We start from the raw sequence: 22,155 nt of genomic DNA on the forward strand, positions 1-22,155 counted from the left end.
GATACTGTATGGATGTCCAGAAACAATTCTGGCGGGGAAGACGCTGAGCAGAAAAATGCGAGCCGTATTCCATATGAAAATGGATAGATGATAATTTGCAGAAGAATCAGATCGGTAACGCAGAAATCCCCCCAACGCGAAACACCACGTTGGGGGAACAGAACAGAGATGGGCGACTTAAGCTAAGCGCTGCTTCGCATCGCTAATCGCTTTAGCAACCTGCTGCGGTGACACGCCACCTTGTGCAGCACGCTTATCCAGGCAGGATTGTAACGCCAGAATCGGGTACACATCCTCGCCAATCACAGCGCTGAATTTTTGCAGATCGGCCAACGGCAACGCTTCCAATGCTTTGCCCTGACGAATGGCTTCAACCACCGCTTCACCTACGATATGGTGCGCTTCACGGAACGGAACGCCTTTCGCGACCAGATAATCCGCCAGCTCTGTTGAGTTCGCGTAGCCTTGCTCGGCCGCTTCTTTACAGCGCGGACGTTTAACCTGAATGCCTTCCAGCACCAGACCCGCCATCATCAGGCAGTCGTGCCAGGTATCCAGCGCGTCAAACAGCCCTTCTTTGTCTTCCTGCATGTCTTTGTTATACGCCAACGGCAAGCCCTTAAGCGTCATCATCATGCCGGTCAACGCACCCTGTACGCGACCACATTTACCGCGAATCAGCTCCAGAGCATCCGGGTTTTTCTTCTGTGGCATCAGGGAAGAACCGGATGTCACACGGTCAGACAGCTCAACGAACGCCGCTTCACCGCTGTTGAAGAAGATCAGATCTTCGGCAAAACGCGACAGGTGGATCATGCCGATCGAGGCATCGGACAGCAGTTCCAGTACATGATCGCGATCGGAAACCGTGTCCAGACTGTTACGCGTGGCCGAGGCAAATCCCAGCCAGCCTGCCAGTTGCTCACGGTCGATCGGATAAGCCGTTCCCGCCAACGCACCACAGCCCAGCGGGCTGACATCCAGACGCTTCAGCGTATCTTCCAGACGGCTTTCATCACGCGCTAACATTTCGTGGTAAGCCAAGCACCAGTGTGCAAACGTCACCGGCTGTGCGCGCTGCAAGTGAGTGTAACCCGGCATCACCGCATCCTGATTGGCTTCCGCCGTCGTGACCAGCGCCTGACGCAGCTGGCGTACCGACAGCAGCAGTTCTGCAATCTGCGCTTTGCACCACAGTTTCAGGTCAGTCGCGACCTGATCGTTACGGCTACGACCGGTATGCAGCTTTTTACCTAAATCGCCGACTTTCTCAATCAGGCGCTGTTCAACCCAGCTGTGAATGTCTTCTGCATCGCTTTGCAGGATCATCTCAGGATCAGCTTGCACCTCAACCAGCAGCGCATTCAGCGCCTGTTCCAGTTGCTGCTGCTCCTGCTCGCTGAGCACATTGACCGTCACCAGCGCTTTCGACCAGCCGATCGAGCCTACGATGTCCTGTTCCGCCAGACGGTAATCAAACCGCAGTGAGTCATTAAATTGTTTAAAACGCTGATCTGCTGCCTGACTAAACCGACCGCCCCACAAAGCCATAACGATTACTCCCAGAATTTAATTCATGTTGGTATCGCATCATGCCATACCCAGAAACGACTTACGCCAGAATACGTGTACCAATCGACACGCCGTTGAACAGCGCAGGTAGCTGCTCAGCATGACGCCAGCTGGCGATATCAACCGGACGCCCCAGCGCACGTGCAGCATCCAGCGCAGCGTTAACCTTAACAATCATGCCGTCGGTGATGATGCCTTGAGCAATCAGCTGCTCGGCTTTCTCTGCCGTCATTTCGGCAATACGCTGGCCTTTACCATCCAGAATGCCGCTCACGTCAGACAGCAGGATTAAATCCGCGCCCAGCGTTTGCGCCAGTGCCGTCGCCGCTTGGTCGGCGTTGACGTTCATCAGATCGCCCTGCGCCGTAATACCGATGGAGCTGACGACAGGCAGGTAACCCGCAGACAGCAGCGTGTTCAGCAGCGCAGGCGATCCCGCTTCCGCTTTACCCACAAAGCCCAAAGACTCATCGAGCTGCGTGACCGTCGTGCTGCCGCCATCACCCAGGCACAGGCCGACTGCGTTGATATCATGCTTCTTCGCCCATGACAGCAGCGTCTTGTTGGCGGAACCTGCCAGCGCACCGGTGATGATGTCGATCTGATCGGCTGGCGTGACGCGCAGGCCGTTTTTCTTCACGACTGGCAGCGCCAGCTTCTTCATCAGGTCATCCACCAGACAGCCACCGCCGTGCACAATCACCAGCGGACGCTGATGTTCCTGACGGTAAGCCACCAGCGCGGTGAACAGACGCTCCAGCGCTTCTTCGCTATCCAGTAAAACGCCACCTAATTTGATAATTAACGGATTCATTATGCTTCGCGCCTCGAAATGTCGGGACCAGTAGTCATTAAATTAACGATTGGGTTTCAGGGAAACCAAAACGAATGTTCATGCATTGCACAGCCTGTGCCGCCGCGCCTTTCAGCAGGTTATCTTCGGTTGCCACCACGATGAGGTGCTCACCATCGACGGAGAAACCGATATCGCAGAACGGCAGGCCGACAACGGATTTCAGCGCCGGAACACCCTTCTCATACAGGCGAACCAACGGCTTATCGTGATAGGTATTGTGATAGGCTTCGGCGACATCCTGCTGGGTGACGCCCGGTTGCAGGCGGCAGGTGATGGTTTCCAGAATACCGCGAGCGAAGTTGCCCAAATGCGGCGTGAAGATCACTGGCGTGCCGAGGTGCGTTGAAATTTCAGGTTCATGACGGTGGTTGAAAATGCCGTACGGTTGAAAGCTGACTTCGCAGAAGCTGTTGGTCATAGACGCTTTACGTCCCGCCCCGCTCACGCCGCTTACAGCGTTAATCACCGGCCACTGCGCCGGATTCAGCAGTTGAGCGTCCAGCAGCGGCTTCAGCGCCAGCTGCGCAGCTGTTGGATAACAGCCCGGCACGGCAATCAGCTGCGCCTGTTTTACGCTTTCAGCACGCCATTCGGCCAGTCCGTAAACCGCTTTTGCCAGCCAGTCAGGGTGTTGATGCTCAAAGCCATAGTAACGACGATAAAATTCGGCATCCTGTACGCGGAACGCGCCGGACAAATCAAAAACAGTGCAGCCTGCCGCCAGAAAAACAGGGGCCAGATCGTGGCTGACTTTGTGGTCGGTCGCCAGAAAAACGACATCCACGCCTTTCGCCGCTTCTTCCGCATCGGTCAGCGGTTTTACCGGAACATCGATGATGCCTTTGAGCTGCGGATGTAAATCAGAAATCAATTTTCCTGCATCGACACTTTGCGCAGAAACCATCAAAGCGGTTATGTTCATCTGTGGGTGACGGTTCAGGTAGAGCGCAAGCTCAGCGCCGGTATAACCACTTGCACCAACAATCAGCGTATTCAGCATGGGATCCGTATACCTTCTTACTTATCTATGGAACAGGTAACAGGGCTCACCAGCGTCGGTACGCTGTTCACCCGCGAAACTCAGTGAAAGTGACGAATCGCCATCGCCGTACCTTTGGGTTTCCTTTCGCCGAGCATTATTGTATTTTTATTCAAAATAAATGCATGAATATTGATACTATCCTAACCAGAGGCTGTCAACAGTGAAGATGAATTTACCCCCTTTTATTGAGCTATATCGGGCATTGATCGCCACACCGTCCATCAGTGCCACCGACAGCGCGCTCGATCAAAGTAATCATACGTTAATCAACCTGCTGGCAGGCTGGTTCGGCGATCTTGGCTTCCACGTGGAAGTCCAACCGGTCCCCGGCACCCTCAATAAATTTAATATGCTGGCGCGGATTGGTGAAGGAAAAGGTGGCTTATTGTTGGCAGGCCACACCGACACCGTCCCGTTCGACGACGGCCGCTGGACACGCGACCCGTTCACGCTGACCGAACATGACAACAAGCTGTACGGCTTAGGTACGGCGGATATGAAAGGCTTCTTTGCCTTTATTCTGGATGCCTTACGCGATATCGATCCGACCAAGCTAACGAAACCGCTCTATGTGCTGGCAACGGCAGATGAAGAGACGACAATGGCTGGTGCCAAGTATTTCTCCGAATCCACGCAGATTCGCCCGGACTGCGCCATCATCGGCGAACCGACGTCGCTGCAACCGGTGCGCGCCCACAAAGGCCATATGTCCAACGCGATCCGCATTCAGGGGCAGTCTGGTCACTCCAGCGACCCTTCGCGCGGCGTGAACGCGATTGAGCTGATGCACGAAGCCATCTCTCACCTGCTGGTGCTGCGTAACACGCTACAGGAACGCTATCACAACCCGATTTTCCACATTCCTCACCCGACCATGAACCTCGGTCATATTCACGGCGGCGATGCCGCTAACCGCATTTGCGGCTGCTGTGAGCTGCATATGGATATCCGTCCGCTGCCGGGCATTACGCTTAACGATTTGGACGGACTGCTGTCAGAAGCGCTTGAGCCCGTCAGCCAGCGCTGGCCGGGTCGGTTGACCATCAGCGAGCTGCATCCTCCGATTCCTGGCTATGAGTGCCCGCCCGATCACCGTTTGGTGTCAGTCGTAGAGAAGCTGCTGGGGACGAAAACGGAAATCGTGAACTACTGCACTGAAGCACCGTTTATTCAGACACTGTGCCCGACGCTGGTTCTGGGGCCGGGATCGATCGAACAGGCGCACCAGCCGGATGAATATATTGATACCAAGTTTATCAAACCGACGCGGGAGCTGATCTCGCAGGTGATTCATCACTTCTGTCACCACTGATCCGATGCAAGCGGCCTTGTCAGCCACGCTGGCAAGGCTATGTTGAGATAGCTCATGAAAAAGAAAGACTTCATCGCGCAGGATTTACTGAGCAAAATCTATCAGCACACCGATCCGCTGCCGGAAAAGCTGCCGCCGGAACGCCAACTGGCGGAAGAATACGGCGTGTCGCGCTTTACCATCCGTCAGGCGCTGGAAAAGCTCGCCAGCATCGGCGCGATCCATATGGTGCAGGGCTCGGGTAACTTCATTAATCAGGGCGTACGCAGCAATCCGCTGGTGTATAACTCAATCACCGAAAAGAAATTTAATCAGATTTCATTCCGTCTGCTTAGCCTGCATAAGCGGCTGCCGACTCGGGAAGAGCAGCAGGTTTTTGCTATTAGCGAAAATACGTTCATCTGGGAATTCAGCCGATTACGCTACGTCGATAACCGTAAGGTACAGATCGAGATATCGAAGATGCCCGCCGCGGATTTCCCGGATATGAACCAAAAGATTATTGAAAGCTCGATTCAGCAGTATGTGCTCAGCAAGGGCTATGCGATTTCACACTACCTGACGCATTATCAGGCGGTTAACGTCACCAAAGCACAGGCTGAGCTGCTGGGTTGCAAGAAAGGCACGGCGGCGATGCATATTCTTAATCGCGGCATTTTACAGGGTGGTCGCGTGTACGAATCGAGCGATATCATCGACATTAACTACGCCTGCACCTATGTCATCCCCTTCAACCGCGATAACTTAACCTTCCGCCAGTCGCCGTAAGACTCAAGGCGTATGCATCGTGCCATCCGGCAGGCGGCTCTGCGTCCACTCGTGCGGACGATAGACGACGGGAAACTGCCGCGCCGCGTCCAGATCGATCCCAACGCCGATACCGGGGCGCTCAATAGGATACAGATAGCCCTTCTCCGGCTCCACCGCCTGCGGGAAGACCTTGCGGGTATTTTCCGGGTAAGCGACAAATTCCTGAATGGCAGCATTGTGCAAATGGATATTCAGATGAATATTGACCGCCGCGCCGATGGGCGTCATATCCGGCGGGCAGTGCCACGCCAGCCGCACACCAAAGTTCTGACAGAACGCGCCCAGCTTCAGCGCTGGTGTGATCCCGCCAATCTGTGAGACATGGCAGCGAATGAAATCAACCTGACGGTTAATCACCAGATTCTGCCACTCGGCGGGGTTATTAAATAGTTCTCCGGTCGCCAGCGGCACCGCGCTCTGGCTACGGATCTGCGCCAGCCACTCATTTTGCGCAGGTGGCAAAATGTCTTCGATAAAATAGGGGCGATACACTTCTACCGCTTTGGCGAATTGTACGGCCTGATTCGGGAACAGACGCTCATGGACATCATGCAGGATGTGGAAGCGATCGCCGTATTTCTCACGCAGCGCACGGAACATGGCGAGCGTGTTAGCCATGTACTGTTCCTGATCGTAATAGGCACCCTCCGTTGGCTGACGCGTGCTGTGCAGCGCATCGGGATTACCGCCATAAAATCCTAGCTGGCAGCGGATATGACGATAGCCCTGCGCATACAGCCGATCCACTTCCTGATACAGCCCGTCCAGCGTATCGCTGGCTGCATGGCTGTAAGCGGCAATGGCATCGCGGGATTTCCCACCAAACAGGTGATAGAGCGGCATATCCGCCAGCTTGCCCTTGATGTCCCACAGCGCCATATCGACGCCCGCCACCGCATTGTTGATCACCGGCCCGTTACGCCAATAGGCGTTGACCATCATCATGTGCCACAGATCTTCAATGTGGTTAGCATCTCGTCCTAGCAGCAGCGGTTTGAGGTATTCGTCCACCATCGCTTTGACGGCCAGCGGGCGCTGCTGGAAGGTCGCACATCCATAACCCGTCACGCCTTTATCCGTGTGAACCACCACCGTCACTAAATTATGGCGGTCGGGGCGGGTAACAAGACATTCAATGTCAGTAATGATTGTCGGCAACACAAAAATATCCTCCAGAGCATTTACCGGAATAACGTCACCCGGCAAAAACACAGTCTAAAATCAGTTTCTTTTTTTGTTTTCTACTTATTTTTTCTTTTATTGTAAACCTCTTATTTAAAAGATTTATTTTGGTTTGAAAAAGCCATCTAATTGATAAAAAAACCAGACCAATTATCGAATAATGGCAACAAACATCCCATTATAGACTAACCATGTGACGAACTTCATGTTTTATTGGTTTGTTTTTTCTTCTTTAAGTTTTTACTATCGGTGGAAATAATTCGGCCAAAAATAACATAAGGCTATGCGGGGAGTTTATTTCATGGGAAAAAATGACGTTATTCAGTCAATCATTAAACTGGTTGGCGGAAGCGAAAACATTAATAAAGCCTGGCACTGCATGACGCGGCTTCGGTTTGATTTAATTGATGAAAGTAAAGTGCAAACCGAGGCGATAAAAAATCTGCCCGGTATATTAGGTGCACAACACCAGAGTGAACAGTTTCAGATTATTATCGGGCCGCAGGTCAATGAGTATTACGAACTGCTGAACGCCCAGCTTTCCTCCACAACGCTTTCGCCTACAGCGACATCGCAGCCAGACGTGCAGAAGCAGAAGAAGGGTCTGATTTCGCTGTTCATGGATACCGTTTCCGGCGTATTTGGTCCGATCGTCCCTGCCATCGCGGGTGCCGGGATGATCAAAGGGCTGCTGGCAGGGCTGATCGCCTTGAAAGTGGTCTCTGCCAAAACCGATACCGTGATCGTCCTCGACCTGATCGCCAGCGGTGTGTTCTATTTCTTACCTTTCTTCCTCGCCATCTCCGCAGCCAGGATATTTAAAACAAGCGAATATCTGGCAGCGGCCGTTGCAGCCTGCCTGATGTACCCGTCGTTGATAGAAGCGGCGAAGGCACTAGCCAGCAATAGCCCTAATGCAGTCAGCGCCTTTTACTTCATCGGTGTGCTACCCATTCCAGTGTTTAACTACGCCGCCAGCGTCATCCCGGTGATTTTCTCCGTGCTGGCACTGAGCTATATCCATCGTTGGGTCGACCGCATCATGCCTTCGGTGCTGAAAACCGTGTTTACCCCAACGCTGACGCTGTTTATCGCCGCACTGGTGTCGCTCACCGTTATCGGGCCATTCGGGATCTACCTCGGTAAACTGCTGGCACTGTTTATTCAGAGCCTGTTCGATGTGTCGTCTATTTTTGCTGGTTTCGTGGTCGGTGCGATTCGGCCTGTCGCGATTCTGACTGGCATGCATCACGCGATGACGCCCATTGCGCTGCAAAATTTCAGCAATCAGGGCTTTGATATGCTGATGCCAATGATGTGTATGGCTAATATGGCGATTGCGGGTTCCACGTTTGCCATCTACTTCCATGCCAAAACCCGTCAGGACAAATCTGTCGTGCTGTCTGCTGGGGTTTCCGCGCTGCTCGGTATTACCGAACCTGCACTCTTCGGCGTACTGACCAAGTATAAAAAAGCGTTTATCTCCGCAACTATTGCCAGCTCCATCGCGTCGGCCTTTATCGCGTACTTCGGTGTCCGACTGTATGGCTATATCTTGTCGAGTATTTTCAGCCTGCCAGCCTATATCGGTCCGTACTTTAGCTACGCGGTATCCGGCATGGCCATCGCCATCGTGCTTTCTTTCACGCTGACTTATATTCTGGTCGTCAGAGCGTCCAAACAGGCGTAACCGCACCTGCGGGGCCGCTGCGCCCCGCCATCCCCCCTCCGCGATACTCTAAATAATTCGAGTTTCAGGAAGGCGGCAAGTGAAGGAATCCCGATGAACTTACTCAGGTAAGTGATTCGGGTGACTGACAAACCTGCCAGAGGCAGGTTTGAACGCTGCTTGCAGCGGCCCCAACGGGGCGAGACACACTCAAGTGTGTCGAGTAGCGCAGCCAACGCACATGCAACTTGAAGTATGACGAGTGTATTAGTTGCCCTAATATCCGCGCCCCTGTAATTAAATTTCACAAATTGCCAAGCCCGCCTCAATGCAAGTACAAAGAATAAGGAGAAGAAAGAATCGTCAATTGACGAACCCGCCTTATCGTGGCTAGATGGAGGCAGTGCGTCAAAATATGTCAAGTGAAATAAACTTACAAAAATAGTAGGGATGGTCAGGGTAACTATGAACGAACAATATTCCGCAATGCGCAGTAACGTCAGTATGCTCGGCAAGCTTCTCGGCGATACCATCAAGGAAGCACTGGGTGAGAACATCCTTGATAAAGTCGAAACAATCCGCAAGTTGTCAAAGTCTTCCCGCGCAGGTAATGAAAAACATCGTCAGGAGCTGCTGACCACGCTGCAAAACCTGTCTAACGATGAACTGTTGCCCGTTGCCCGCGCATTCAGCCAGTTCCTTAACCTGACCAATACCGCCGAGCAATACCATACGATTTCACCGCATGGTGAAGCGGCGAGTAACCCGGCACTGCTTTCCAACGCCTTTGAGCGCCTGAAGGAAAGCAAAGATCTGACCGAACGCGATATCCGCGATGCCGTGGAGTCGCTGTCGATCGAACTGGTGTTGACCGCACACCCAACCGAAATTAACCCGCCGGACGCTGATCCACAAGCTGGTGGAAGTGAATACCTGCCTCAAGCAGCTCGACCATAACGATCTGGCTGATTATGAACGTAATCAGATCATGCGCCGCCTGCGCCAGCTGATCGCACAGTCCTGGCATACCGATGAAATCCGTAAAATTCGTCCTACCCCGGTAGATGAAGCCAAATGGGGCTTCGCCGTGGTGGAAAACAGTCTGTGGGAAGGCGTACCCGCGTTTTTACGCGAGCTGGATGAACAGCTGGAACAGGCTTTCGGCTACCGTCTGCCCGTTGACGCCGTTCCGGTGCGTTTTACCTCCTGGATGGGCGGCGACCGTGACGGTAACCCGAACGTCACGGCAGAAGTGACTCGCCATGTTCTGCTACTCAGCCGTTGGAAAGCGGCCGATCTGTTCCTGCGTGATATCCAGGTGCTCGTTTCCGAACTGTCGATGTCCGAATGTACGCCGGAGCTGTTGGAACTGGCCGGTGGCAGCGAGGTGCAGGAACCGTACCGTGCCATCATGAAATCACTGCGTTCGCAGTTGAGCAGTACGCTGAGCTACCTGGAAGCGCGCCTGACGGGCGAAGAACGTCTGCCGCCGAAAGATCTGCTGATTACCAACGAACAGCTTTGGGAACCGCTCCACGCCTGCTACCAATCACTGAAAACCTGCGGCATGGGCATCATCGCCGACGGTCGCCTGCTGGATACGCTGCGCCGCGTGCGCTGCTTCGGCGTGCCTTTGGTCCGCATCGATGTCCGTCAGGAAAGCACCCGCCACACCGAAGCACTGGCTGAGATTACCCGTTATCTGGGTCTGGGCGACTACGAAAGCTGGTCAGAGTCCGACAAGCAAGCCTTCCTGATCCGTGAACTGAGCTCCAAGCGCCCGCTTCTGCCGCGCTACTGGGAACCGAGTGCGGATACCAAAGAAATGCTGGATACCTGTCGAGTTATCGCCAAAGCGCCACAGGGCTCTATCGCCGCTTACGTTATTTCAATGGCGCGTACGCCTTCCGATGTGCTGGCCGTTCACCTACTGCTCAAAGAAGCAGGCTGCCCGTTTGCCTTGCCGGTCGCGCCGCTGTTTGAAACGCTGGACGACCTGAACAACGCCGATGATGTCATGAAGCAATTGCTGAGCATCGACTGGTATCGCGGCTTTATTCAAGGCAAGCAGATGGTCATGATCGGCTATTCCGACTCCGCAAAAGACGCGGGCGTGATGGCCGCTTCCTGGGCGCAATACCGTGCACAGGACGCGCTGATCAAAACCTGTGAGAAAGCGGGTATCGCACTGACGCTGTTCCACGGACGCGGCGGTTCCATCGGTCGCGGTGGCGCACCGGCTCATGCTGCGCTGTTGTCACAACCGCCGGGTAGCCTGAAAGGTGGCCTGCGCGTGACGGAACAGGGCGAGATGATTCGCTTTAAGTATGGCCTGCCGGAAGTCACCATCAGCAGCCTGGCGCTGTATACCGGTGCAATTCTGGAAGCAAACCTGCTGCCACCGCCGGAACCAAAACAGGAATGGCACGAGGTGATGGATGAGCTGTCCCGCGTGTCCTGCGATATGTACCGTGGCTACGTGCGTGAGAACCCGGATTTCGTCCCTTACTTCCGCGCCGCAACGCCGGAGCTGGAACTGGGTAAACTGCCGCTGGGATCCCGTCCGGCCAAGCGTCGTCCGAACGGCGGCGTGGAAAGCCTGCGCGCTATCCCGTGGATTTTCGCCTGGACGCAGAACCGCCTGATGCTGCCAGCGTGGCTGGGTGCGGGTGCCGCATTGCAGAAAGTGGTGGATGACGGTAAGCAGGAACAGCTGGAAGCCATGTGTCGCGACTGGCCGTTCTTCTCAACGCGTATCGGCATGCTGGAGATGGTGTTCGCCAAAGCCGACCTGTGGCTGGCAGAGTATTACGATCAGCGTCTGGTCGAAGAGAAGCTGTGGCCGTTAGGGAAACAGCTGCGCGATCAGCTGGCCGCCGATATTAACGTTGTACTAGCGATCTCCAACGACGATCACCTGATGGCAGATCTGCCGTGGATCGCCGAGTCGATCGCCCTGCGTAACGTCTATACCGATCCCCTGAACGTATTGCAGGCCGAGTTGCTGCATCGTTCACGTCAGCAGGAAAAACCGGATGCCGATCTGGAGCTGGCGCTGATGGTGACTATTGCGGGTGTCGCCGCAGGTATGCGTAATACGGGCTAATTGCGCAGTCAGCAAAAACTACACAGACAGCAAAACTATACACAGCAAAAACAAAGGCCGGTCAACTGACCGGCCTCTTTTGTGGAAAAATCAGTCACGCGGTGATAATGGATAGATCGTAAAGCCGCTGTGAGTACCTTACGCCAGATAGTTATCCTGCAACCAAGTATTTATCCTGCAAATAATTCCGTGCACGATTATCCAGACCGTATTCCACTTCAAGCCAGCTATCAATTGAGCCGTGTCGTTCGTAGATGGCCTGTAGCGCCGTCACGATGAACTCTTCCTGCACCGACAGCACATAAGAGAACTGTCCCAGCGCTTTCTCATTCAGCGTTGCCGACAGATGTGTCAGTAGCTGCTGGCGGAACGGCGTCAGCGTCGTCTCGGTGAGCAGGTAATCTTCCATCACCGTCTGCTCATCTGCCCCCAGCGCAAACATCACCAGCGCCGAACCAATACCGGTGCGATCTTTACCGACGGCGCAGTGCTGTACCAGCCCGCCCTCATCCGGCCGCAATAGCAGTGATACCAGCTGTTTATAGGCTGAGTTATTGAAAGGCAGACGGCGGTAGAGTTCCAACATAAACGCACGGGAATCAAACGCTGCCAGCACATCGGATCCCAATGAATCCAGATTAGCCGTCACTTCATGGCGCAATGGGTTGGCTGGGTAAGCGTGATAATTAGCCCCCGTCCACAAGACGTCGGGCTTCTGCGCAATTTCATCGGCATCCCGATAGTCCACCACGTGAGAAATCGGCACGCCAGCAAGGTGTTCGCAGTCAGCCTGACTCAGCAGATCCAGCGAACCGGAGCGAAAAAGTTTACCGTGTCGGATAAGCCGCCCATCAGCAGCGCGGTTGCCGCCTAAATCGCGGAAGTTGATTCCGCCGTCCAGCGGTAATAAAGAGGGATGAAGCAACGTTGGTTCGGTCATACATCTCCTTGCGAGGTTGAAAGGCGAGCAAGGCAACTTGAGTTATTCAGTGTATACCCTAAATAATTCGAGTTGCAGGAAGGCGGCAAGCGAGGGAATCCCGATGAGCTTACTCAAGTAAGTGATTCGGGTGAGTGAACGCAGCCAACGCACATGCAGCTTGAAGAATGACGGGTATATCAGGATACGGGCTGGCATCGATGATGACCAGCCCAAAATACCATCAATTTTTGTGCTTATTCAGCAGCTAACAAACGACGAGTCGCGTCCAGCAACACCTTGATGACGGTGGTTTCGGCCAGCTTCATGGTCGCCGCATCTGGGATTTCCTGCTGGGTACGGTTCACGATCACGCCCGCGATCATGCCCGCTTTTAACCCCTGGCTGGCGCACATGGTCAGCAACGTGGCGGATTCCATTTCATAGTTCAGCACGCCCATGCTCTGCCATTCTTCCATCGAGCCGCGGAAGCGACGGACAACGCGTCCAGAGAAGGTGTCATAGCGTTCCTGACCCGGATAGAACGTATCGGAAGACGCGGTGATGCCCACATGCAACGCCGCACCCGATGCCTTAGCCGCTTCCACCAGCGCGGTGGTACAGCCGAAATCGGCAACAGCTGGGAATTCCATTGGCGCGAAGTGCAGGCTCGCCCCATCAAGGCGAACGGCCGCGGTGGTCACCAACACATCGCCGACATTGATGCCGGACTGAATCGCACCCGTCGTACCGACGCGCAGGAAAGTACGGATACCGAGCTGTGCCAATTCTTCTACTGCGATTGACGTTGACGGGCCGCCGATACCGGTCGAGCAAACAATCACCGCCTTGCCATCCAACTCTGCACGCCAGGACGTAAATTCACGGTGTGATGCCAGATGTACCGGGTTATCCATCAGGCGAGCAATTTTTTCAACACGCTCAGGATCGCCGGGGACGATAGCCAGCGTCGCGCCCTGTAAATCGTTCTTGACCAGACCAAGATGGAACACATCAGATGTAGACATAACTGCCTCCCGGGCAATCAATTGGGTATTCAGAGAAATCGCGCCGGACGCCTCCTCTATGCTGCCTGTCGCAGCCGGTCAGCGTCCGTTCAATAAAAAGACTCTAGCGCATCATTACGTTTTTTTAAGTGACGAGAGTCACCGATGAAAAAGAAACAAATATCAACATACATAAAAAATGTGACTTAAATCACTATTTATTGGGTAAGGAATTCATTTTTGCCGATTAATTGTCTTCTAGTGTAGATTCTTTAATCATTGATAGTATTTATCATAGCGATTTCGAAACCCCTCTTTCACATGAAATCCGGCTAACCGGTAACAGGAGAGCGCGTAATGAAGACTGATGAACAGACGACCTTCAAACATCTTCCTCAGGGGCTATCCCCGGCAGTAGAACCGCAGACCGCCTCCATCATTACCACGGATTCTGTCGGTATCATTGCCAGCGAAACCACCATTTCTTCTCAGGGTGAGCAGCTACCCGCGTATATCGCCAGACCGGAAAATCATGAGAAGCCACTTCCTATCGTTCTGGTGGTCCAGGAGATTTTCGGCGTTCATCAACACATTCAGGACGTTTGCCGCAGGCTGGCCAAGCAGGGCTACATGGCCATTGCGCCAGAGCTGTATTTTCGTCAGGGCGACCCCAGCCAATATAACGATATTCAGCGAATCCTGACCGAGCTGGTGTATAAGGTGCCCGATACACAAGTACTGTCCGATCTCGATCACACGGCCAACTGGGCGATTAAACAGGGCGGCGACGCGAGTAAACTGGCGATAACGGGTTTCTGTTGGGGCGGACGCATCACCTGGCTCTACGCCGCACACAACCCACAGCTCAAGGCGGCCGTTGCCTGGTACGGCAAGTGTACAGGTGAGAAAACGCTGAATAGCCCTAAACATCCGGTCGATGTCGCAACGGAATTAGAAGCCCCGGTACTGGGATTGTACGGCGCGAAAGACGAAGGAATTCCGTTAGGACAGGTCGATATTATGCGGCAGGCGCTGCGTGCCGCCAACGCGGCGGCAGACATCATCGTCTACCCCGATGCCGGGCATGCTTTCCATGCCGATTATCGCCCCAGCTACCATGAAGAATCCGCACGCGACGGCTGGCAGCGTATGCTGGCATGGTTCCAGAAAAACGGCGTGGCGTAACGCCGTCACTCGTTTTACATCTTATTCCACGATCTAAAACGCCACCGAATAACGGTGGCGTTGGTATTTTACCTTTTGACGACTTTACAGAGACAGACAGCCTTAGAACGTCGTCCAGTCGCCGTCATTGCCCTTATTTTTCGCCGATGCAGGCGCTAAAGACAGCGTTGGCGTACGCGTTGGTGCCGATGCATAAGACGCAGTTTTGCCGCTGCCATATGACTGCAACTTAAACGCGCTTACCGCTTCCGCCAGCACAGAGGCCTGTGATTGCAGAGACAGCGCCGCAGAGGCCGACTCTTCAACCAGCGCCGCATTCTGCTGGGTCGTGGTATCAATCTGTCCCACTGCCAGATTCATCTGGTTAATCCCATCGCTCTGTTCACGGCTGGCCTGCGAGATTTCGCTGATGATCTCATTCACATCCCGCACATAGCCCGTTAATCCGCTCATCGTTTCTTCAGCGGTATCCACCAGCGACATGCCTTCCTGAATTTTACTCACAGAGTCGTCGATCAAATCCTTGATCTCACGCGCGGCGGTCGCACTGCGCTGTGCCAGAGAACGGACTTCCCCTGCCACCACTGCAAAACCACGCCCTTGCTCGCCCGCCCGCGCGGCTTCAACCGCGGCGTTCAGCGCCAGAATATTGGTCTGGAACGCAATGCCGTCAATCACGCCAATGATTTCCGCCATACGCTGGGATGAATCGCGAATGCCGCGCATTTTCTGCGTCACAGAAACCATAACGTCGCCGCTTTGCTTAGCCGCACCAGAGGCCTTATTCGCGATGTCGGTTGCCTGCTGGGTATTTTCCGCCGTGTTCTTGATGGTAGACGTCAGCTGTTCCATCGACGCCGCCGTTTCTTCCAGCGAGCTGGCCTGCTCTTCGGTACGCGATGACAAATCCTGATTACCTGCGGCAATTTGCGAGGCCGCCGTCGAGATCGTTTCCGCCCCGTCACGCACCTGCCCGACAATCGTGCTCAGGCTGGTGTTCATGTGATCCAACGATTGCAGCAGCAATCCGGTTTCATCTTTGCTGGTAACAGTGATACGTGAGGTCAGGTCGCCCTGTGCCACTCTGTCTGCCACTTGCAAAGCCTGCTGTATCGGTCGGGTTACGCTACGCGTAATTGACCAGGCAATCAGCGCACCAAGCACGGCACTCAGCGCTAGAATGAGCAGTAGAATAATGCGGGTGTCGCTGTACACCTCAGCCATGGCTTCAACAGAGGTATCCATCGCATCATCCTGATAGTTAACCAATTGTCTTACCGCATCACGGTACTGACGTTGGACAACATTCAGGTTGTTGTTGAACTCCTCAATCGCCGCTTCTCGATTGCCTGCTACCACTTCGCTGATAATTTTGTCACCGGATTTCAAAAATTCGGCACGGATCGTGCGGATAGCACGCAGCTGAGAGATTGAACGCTCTTCAACCGTCTGGCTTTCCAGCTTATCCAGCAGGCGGCCAATCTCCTGGCGGAATGTGTTCACACGATCGACGTTTTCCTTGATTTTATCCTCATCTGAAACCAGCATCAGCCGCTGATAGGCCACCAGAATGCTGTTTACATTATCGATAAGGCTATTTGAATCAACCGTTTGTGGATAAACCTCTTTCACAATGCCTCTGGCACCATCCTGGAAACCGGATAGCTTGGACAGGGAAAAAATACTCACGACAAACAACATCAAAATCAGGACGGCAAACCCAGCCCCCAGTCGATAGCCGATACGCCAATTCGCTAAATTCATGTCTCACTCCTTTTAGATAATGCATAGCAATGTCAATTGCGCACATGTCGCAGATTGATGGAACCACAGGGCGGAGAATGGTTGGCGATCCGAAGGCGAACAGACCTTCTGACGCGCCAGAGATACCTTGAGGTAGGCATTTTACGCACGCTCTCAGTATGAGAGGCGCTATCAAAAATCAAATAGTTTCCCTCGGGTGTTGAGGTGCAAAAGTGGAAATAAATCTAACAGTGCTACAAATACAACGGATAAGACCGCAGAGACGTTATTGAGGTGATAATAATGGTCTTCCCTCTCCACACTCATGCAGACATGGCCGCTCCTGTGTTATCCATCTTATCGGCACACCGCCCATGATCTTTATCATTTGATCGTTTAAATCATTCAAAAATAAATAATAAATAGCCACTGACTATCAAATAGTAAATTTCGATCGAAAAAAACACATATTAATCTACGAGCCATTAACAGAAATAACGCCCCAATTACATAAAAGGATAGTCAGATATAGTTGATATTAGAAATAAAGAGGTGGGAATATTTCTTAGTAAAGGATAACAAACTGAATAAGAAGGGGAAAAAATGTATTTACGCTACGTAGCACATGAAAAGAATCAGGGAGGCTGTCGCCTCCCTGTGGCAATAGGCGCTACGTTACAACGCCGTCAAATGATGGCAGTCATTTACTCTTTGCTCGCCAACGCCAGAGACAGCCTAGGTGTGCTCATCGACATCGGCGCATAAGACCCAGCGTGACTGCTGTACGACTGTATTTTAAATGCACTCACCGCTTCTGCCAGAACGGAAGCTTGTGATTGCAGAGACAGCGCCGCAGAGGCCGATTCTTCAACCAGAGCCGCATTCTGCTGGGTCGTAGCATCAATCTGCCCAATCGCCAGATTCATCTGGTTAATCCCGTCGCTCTGTTCACGACTGGCCTGCGAAATCTCGCTGATAATGTCGTGTACGTCCTTCACGTGGGCCGTTAATCCACCCATCGTTTCTTCAGCAGTATCAACCAGCTCCATGCCTTCACGAATTTTACTCACGGAATCGTCGATCAAATCCTTAATCTCCCGCGCGGCAGTCGCACTGCGCTGTGCCAGTGAACGGACTTCCCCCGCCACCACAGCAAAACCACGCCCTTGCTCGCCTGCACGCGCGGCTTCAACAGCTGCGTTCAGCGCCAGAATATTGGTCTGGAAAGCGATACCGTCGATCACGCCGATGATTTCCGCCATACGCTGGGATGAATCACGAATGCCGCGCATTTTTTGCGTCACGGAAAGCATGACATCACCGCTTTGTTTCGCAGCACCGGTCGCCTTATTGGCAATCTCCGTTGCCTGCTGGGTATTTTCCGCGGTGTTTTTAATGGTAGATGCCAGTTGCTCCATTGAGGCGGCGGTTTCTTCCAGCGAGCTGGCCTGCTCTTCGGTACGCGATGACAGATCCTGATTACCGGCCGTGATTTGTGACGCCGCTGTCGAGATCGTTTCCGCGCCATCACGCACCTGCCCGACAATCGTGCTCAGGCTGGTGTTCATGCGATCCAGCGATTGCAGCAGCAACCCAGTTTCATCCTTGCTGCTCACCGTGATACGTGAAGTCAGATCGCCCTGCGCCACTCTGTCCGCGACTTGCAAAGCCTGATCTATTGGGCGGGTTACGCTGCGCGTGATAGCCCAGGCAATCAGCGCCCCAAATACGGCACCCAGCGCCAAAATAAGCAGCAAAATCATGCGGGTGTTGCTGTATACCTCAGCCATGGTCTCGACAGAATTATCCATCGCATCATTTTGGTAATTCACCAACTGCTTCACCGAGTCACGGTAATTGCGCTGAATGACGTTCAGGGTGTTATTGAATTCCGCGACAGCGACGTCGTTATTACCCGCCAGCGCATCACTAATAATTTTATCGCCAGACTTGATGAACTCGGCACGAAACCCACGGACAACCCCCACTTGCTTGCGGGAAAGCTCACCTGAGGCATTGTTTTCCAGATTGTCGAGCAGACGGCTAATTTCCTTGCGGTACGCCATAATCCGATCGACATATCCCTGACGCTGTTCCTGACCGGATACCAGCAGCATCTGTAAATAAGCGACAAAATGCCCATTCACGTTATCGATGAGATCATTCGCATCTACCGTTTGCGGATAAACCTCTTTGACAATATCTCTGGCACCATCCTGGAAAGAGGACAGTTTAGACAAAGAAAAAATACTCACGGTAAATAACATCAGAATCAAGATGGCAAACCCGCCACCTAATCGATAGCCAATACGCCAATTCGCTAAACTCATGTCTTACTCCTTTTAGGTAATACATAATAATGACTACTGCGCACAGCTATCGTCTAATGACGCCGCAGAGTGGGGAATAATCGTTTTTTTTCGGGAAATTAAATATGCTTTATGAGTATTTTAAATATACCCATAAGAGGGTAATTGCAGGTGCACTTTCAACATAAGTAAAACGTTAAAAAATACAAACAACCTCGCTCTATTGATAAACCCAGAGCCGCTTCCATGCCGTTTACCTTATCGGCACAAGATTTATTAGCTTTATGACTGAGTCATTTAAATATTTCAAATATGAAATTTTAATCCTACGAAAAAACATTCATGCTCGATGAATAGCCTACCTACTGATGCAGATAAACAAGGGGGAGGGTTTATTAAAGGAAGGGTAAATAGACTTAAAATAATTCAATGCTCAGGACAATACATTAATGTGAAAACGCCTCCCGATGCATTTTTAGTTTCCCCTCTGCATCGGGAAAATTTGGTGGTCTAAAGTCATTTCAGTTCGATAATGCAGTTACCACCAGAGATCGCTTAGCGACACTTAACTCCGTAGACGCAAGATGTACACTCTTCACGATCTCATCAAAACAGCGCCCGCTGAATTGAAAGCTAATCACTTACTGAACTGCAAAATATAGTGGTTAGGACAAGAAGCCAAATCCATCTCGATCACCTTAAATCCAGCCGCCTCTATTTCCGTCACTACCTGCGGCGGCGATACCTGCGCCTGCTCATGTTTTAAATCGACAAACATAGCGCGCGTGCGCGCCTCAAACTGCTGGTACAACTGCGCTAAAAATGCCTGACGATCGCGAATAAAGCGATAAACATTTGCCAGAAAGACCACATCCAGCCCTGCCGGTAACTGCGGATTACCGTGTTGGCTAGGCTGAATCGCGATATTAGTGAACGCTTCTTGCGCAAAACGGCGTTCCATATAGGCCAGCATATTGGGTTCAGTGTCGAGGGCATACACTTTCCCCTGCGGCACGCGTTCAGCAAACAGTTGTGAAAAATAGCCGGTTCCCGCACCAATGTCGGCAATCACCGTATCCGGCTGTAACGCGAGCTTATCCAGAATACGTGAGGTACGCTGCCATTCTTCGCGGTTTTCAGCGTCGAAAATCTGGCTCAAGCGTTCAGCCTCAGAAAAACTAATCGGTTCGGGTTTAATCATTTCTCAGTTTCCACAATTGCTCACGACCAACGCGCCTCTTGCGATTAAGGGGCGAGCTGGCCTGATAAAGCATGATGTATGTTGTTCGGTATGCTAGTAACGCAGCGAACTCAGTAAAGCTCCAGATGGAGGCGACCTTGCTGTGTCAGCGTCGACCACAACCTCTCGGCCGTTAACCCTTCGCGCGTACAGACCTCTGTAAGAGCTTCCTCAACTGCGCTTTCTAAATGTTGCCGGTTACCACAGAGATAGATGTGCGCCCCACGACGCAGCATATCGCCAATATACTCCGCCTGCTCAAGGATGGCATGTTGCACATAGTATTTACTGGCACTGTCGCGTGAAAACGCGGTGAACAGTTTTCCCAACACGCCGCGTTCGCACAGTGACTCCAGTTCATCCTGGTACAGGAAATCCCCTTCACGATGTTTTTCGCCAAAGATCAGACAGGTTTCGCGTGAGGTTTCCAGTGTGGCCTGCTCACACAGCAGTGCGAGCAGCGGCGCGATTCCGGTACCAGTACCAATCATCAGTACTGGGGTGCTGATGTCCGGCGGTAACCAGAAACCAGGATTCGCACGGCTGAAAATACGCATCTGCTGGTGCTCACCCAACAGCCAGCCGGTCGCAACCCCTTTGCGCCTACGGCCGCCACGTTCGTAGCATACTTCTCGTACACATAAATCCACCCGCTGCTCATCAGCGCACGAGGCAATCGAGTAGGCGCGCGGCATGCAGGGTGAGAGGATCCCCGCCAACGCTTCCAGCGATACGGCTTCTGGCGTGCAAAAATCCGTCAGTACATCCAACAAATCGGCACCGTACAAGTACGCTTCCAGCGCCTTGCGCTGGCTGATTTTCAGCATTCCTTTCAGCTCGTCGTTAGCAGACAGTCGCGCCAGTTCACGCAGCACAGTTTTGCTAATCTGGCGCAGTTCTTTGTCGCGTAGCGCCTCAGCCGCATCGGCACAGTCAAACCATGCGGCCAGCTGCGACAACAATGCAGGATCATTTTCCGGCTGCAAATAGAGCGTATCGCCGGCGCGATAGCGAATACCACTGTCGGCAATACTCAGCCGCACATGCCAGGCGTACGGTGCATCAATATTCAGGCGACGACGTTCCAACACGGGGGCGCTAAACGCATTGTCTTCGCCATAAGCGGTAACTTGCAGTAGCAGATCGCGCCCGGCCTGCTCATCACCGTGCAATACTTTCTCCACCACCGACAACCAGTTACTAAAGAAGCCTTGATAGTTGGCATCCGCATCAACACGATTAATAATGGCACGCGCACCACGTGCCGCCAGCGTCGAATCCAGCAGTTTACTGAAGCCGCAGAAGCGCGGATAAGCGGTATCGCCGAGGCCAAAAATAGCGTAACACAAGGTATCGACAGAGGAATAATGGTCGAGTTGTTCGAGGAAACGTTCAGCATTAGCGGGCGGTTCGCCATCGCCAAAGGAACTGGAAACAATCAGCAGAACATCACGTTCGCCCGGTTGTTCCTGCAGAACGTCATTCAGTTCCATCACCTGTGGGCGGAAGGGTTGCAAGGCTCCTTGCTCGCCCAGGCTTATGGCCAGCGCCCGGGCGTTGCCTGATTCCGAACCGTAACCAATCAAGATACGTTCGATGAGATCAGCCATAACTTTTACTTAGCGTAGTAATCGTCATACTGCTCTTTGGAAGCTTCCACAGATTCGAAGTCATCCATCAAATCATTGATCACACGCCGGATACTGATATAGGAATTGATGTTGCCCTGCGCGTCATATAACGGTTGCACCGTCGTGTCAACCACATACAGTACTCCGCCTTTACCGACGTTAGGAATGATGCCTGTCCAGATGTTACCGGCTTTGATGGTATCCCACATATCTTTGTAGATCGCTTTCGGTACAGAAGGATGACGCACGATGCTATGCGGCTGGCCCAGCAATTCCTCACGGCTGTAACCCGTCAGCTTACAGAATAAGTCGTTGACATAGGTAATGGTGCCTTGCAGGTCGGTGGTGGAGATGACCATTACGTTGTCAAGCGCCGCGAGAAGTTTGGTGGAATCAAGACTCTGGCTCATAGTGTATTTCCTTGTAGTAGGTCTAGTGATGAAACTTAGCGCAGGAGAAGCAAGCTAATCGTTACAAGAATAGTAATAAGACGCATTTCACGTAGAATTTATAATAAGTTTCACTTTAAATACAACTTAAATATCTATCGTGATTTTTCGTTGTGTACGAAA

The 22,155-nt window shown here is 52.7% G+C and carries 15 protein-coding genes and 1 pseudogene; 5 read left to right on the plus strand and 11 right to left on the minus strand.

All coding sequences use genetic code 11. From position 1 onward, the window contains the following. Positions 1 to 177: 177 nt before the first annotated feature. The 3 genes from argH to argC all read right to left on the minus strand — a co-directional run bounded on the left by argH (position 178) and on the right by argC (position 3,428). A complete protein-coding gene (gene argH, locus HP572_RS19020; protein ID WP_039278778.1) occupies positions 178 to 1,551 on the minus strand; it encodes an argininosuccinate lyase in 1,374 nt (457 codons plus the stop codon). A 61-nt stretch (positions 1,552 to 1,612) separates the two neighbouring features. Further along, the gene (gene argB, locus HP572_RS19025) at positions 1,613 to 2,386 is read right to left on the minus strand and encodes an acetylglutamate kinase (RefSeq protein ID WP_127156635.1); all 774 of its coding nucleotides are present in this window, start codon (positions 2,384 to 2,386) and stop codon (positions 1,613 to 1,615) included. Positions 2,387 to 2,423: 37 nt separating this feature from the next. Beyond that, complete coding sequence (gene argC / locus HP572_RS19030) at positions 2,424 to 3,428, minus strand: N-acetyl-gamma-glutamyl-phosphate reductase (RefSeq protein ID WP_240584032.1); 1,005 nt, start codon at positions 3,426 to 3,428, stop codon at positions 2,424 to 2,426. A gap of 202 nt (positions 3,429 to 3,630) precedes the next feature. Between argC and argE the strand changes: the two genes are divergently transcribed. After that, complete coding sequence (gene argE, locus HP572_RS19035; RefSeq protein WP_131591696.1) at positions 3,631 to 4,782, plus strand: acetylornithine deacetylase; 1,152 nt, start codon at positions 3,631 to 3,633, stop codon at positions 4,780 to 4,782. A gap of 54 nt (positions 4,783 to 4,836) precedes the next feature. Beyond that, on the plus strand, positions 4,837 to 5,550 hold the full coding sequence (locus HP572_RS19040) for a GntR family transcriptional regulator (protein ID WP_040033247.1): 714 nt from the start codon (positions 4,837 to 4,839) through the stop codon (positions 5,548 to 5,550). Positions 5,551 to 5,553: 3 nt separating this feature from the next. Here HP572_RS19040 and HP572_RS19045 read toward each other — a convergent pair whose 3' ends face one another. Next, positions 5,554 to 6,753 carry a starvation-sensing protein RspA gene (locus tag HP572_RS19045; RefSeq protein WP_039320490.1) on the minus strand — a complete coding sequence of 400 codons (1,200 nt, stop codon included), beginning with the start codon at positions 6,751 to 6,753 and terminating at the stop codon, positions 5,554 to 5,556. A gap of 322 nt (positions 6,754 to 7,075) precedes the next feature. Here HP572_RS19045 and HP572_RS19050 point away from each other — a divergent pair, with 322 nt between their 5' ends. Together HP572_RS19050 and ppc are read left to right on the plus strand one after the other, a co-directional pair. Continuing rightward, on the plus strand, positions 7,076 to 8,464 hold the full coding sequence (locus HP572_RS19050; protein WP_039482998.1) for a PTS transporter subunit EIIC: 1,389 nt from the start codon (positions 7,076 to 7,078) through the stop codon (positions 8,462 to 8,464). 444 nt (positions 8,465 to 8,908) lie between these two features. After that, positions 8,909 to 11,549: pseudogene (gene ppc, locus HP572_RS19055) on the plus strand (phosphoenolpyruvate carboxylase). A 151-nt stretch (positions 11,550 to 11,700) separates the two neighbouring features. On the opposite strand, the gene HP572_RS19060 reads toward ppc, so the two are convergent. Together HP572_RS19060 and udp are read right to left on the minus strand one after the other, a co-directional pair. Continuing rightward, a complete protein-coding gene (locus HP572_RS19060) occupies positions 11,701 to 12,489 on the minus strand; it encodes a tyrosine-protein phosphatase (protein ID WP_205552098.1) in 789 nt (262 codons plus the stop codon). Positions 12,490 to 12,725: 236 nt separating this feature from the next. After that, on the minus strand, positions 12,726 to 13,496 hold the full coding sequence (gene udp, locus HP572_RS19065; protein WP_010283777.1) for a uridine phosphorylase: 771 nt from the start codon (positions 13,494 to 13,496) through the stop codon (positions 12,726 to 12,728). 336 nt (positions 13,497 to 13,832) lie between these two features. Between udp and HP572_RS19070 the strand changes: the two genes are divergently transcribed. Then, positions 13,833 to 14,660 (plus strand): dienelactone hydrolase family protein, encoded by an 828-nt coding sequence (locus tag HP572_RS19070; RefSeq protein ID WP_240584033.1) that lies wholly within the window; start codon positions 13,833 to 13,835, stop codon positions 14,658 to 14,660. A 102-nt stretch (positions 14,661 to 14,762) separates the two neighbouring features. Here the strand turns inward: HP572_RS19070 and HP572_RS19075 are convergent, their stop codons facing one another. From HP572_RS19075 to HP572_RS19095, 5 genes are all read right to left on the minus strand, one after another. Further along, entirely contained in the window at positions 14,763 to 16,424 is a 1,662-nt protein-coding gene (locus tag HP572_RS19075) for a methyl-accepting chemotaxis protein (protein WP_240584034.1), read from the minus strand. Between the two features lie 683 nt (positions 16,425 to 17,107). Then, on the minus strand, positions 17,108 to 18,733 hold the full coding sequence (locus HP572_RS19080; RefSeq protein ID WP_240584035.1) for a methyl-accepting chemotaxis protein: 1,626 nt from the start codon (positions 18,731 to 18,733) through the stop codon (positions 17,108 to 17,110). A gap of 616 nt (positions 18,734 to 19,349) precedes the next feature. Further along, the gene (locus HP572_RS19085; protein ID WP_205552090.1) at positions 19,350 to 19,913 is read right to left on the minus strand and encodes a class I SAM-dependent methyltransferase; all 564 of its coding nucleotides are present in this window, start codon (positions 19,911 to 19,913) and stop codon (positions 19,350 to 19,352) included. Between the two features lie 110 nt (positions 19,914 to 20,023). After that, positions 20,024 to 21,562 (minus strand): sulfite reductase flavoprotein subunit alpha, encoded by a 1,539-nt coding sequence (locus tag HP572_RS19090; RefSeq protein ID WP_240584036.1) that lies wholly within the window; start codon positions 21,560 to 21,562, stop codon positions 20,024 to 20,026. Between the two features lie 5 nt (positions 21,563 to 21,567). After that, entirely contained in the window at positions 21,568 to 21,993 is a 426-nt protein-coding gene (locus tag HP572_RS19095; protein WP_205552086.1) for a PAS domain S-box protein, read from the minus strand. Between the last annotated feature and the right edge of the window lie 162 nt (positions 21,994 to 22,155).

It is taken from the genome of Pectobacterium sp. PL64 (genome assembly GCF_022477975.1).
GTDB classification, from domain to species: Bacteria; Pseudomonadota; Gammaproteobacteria; order Enterobacterales; family Enterobacteriaceae; genus Pectobacterium; species Pectobacterium jejuense.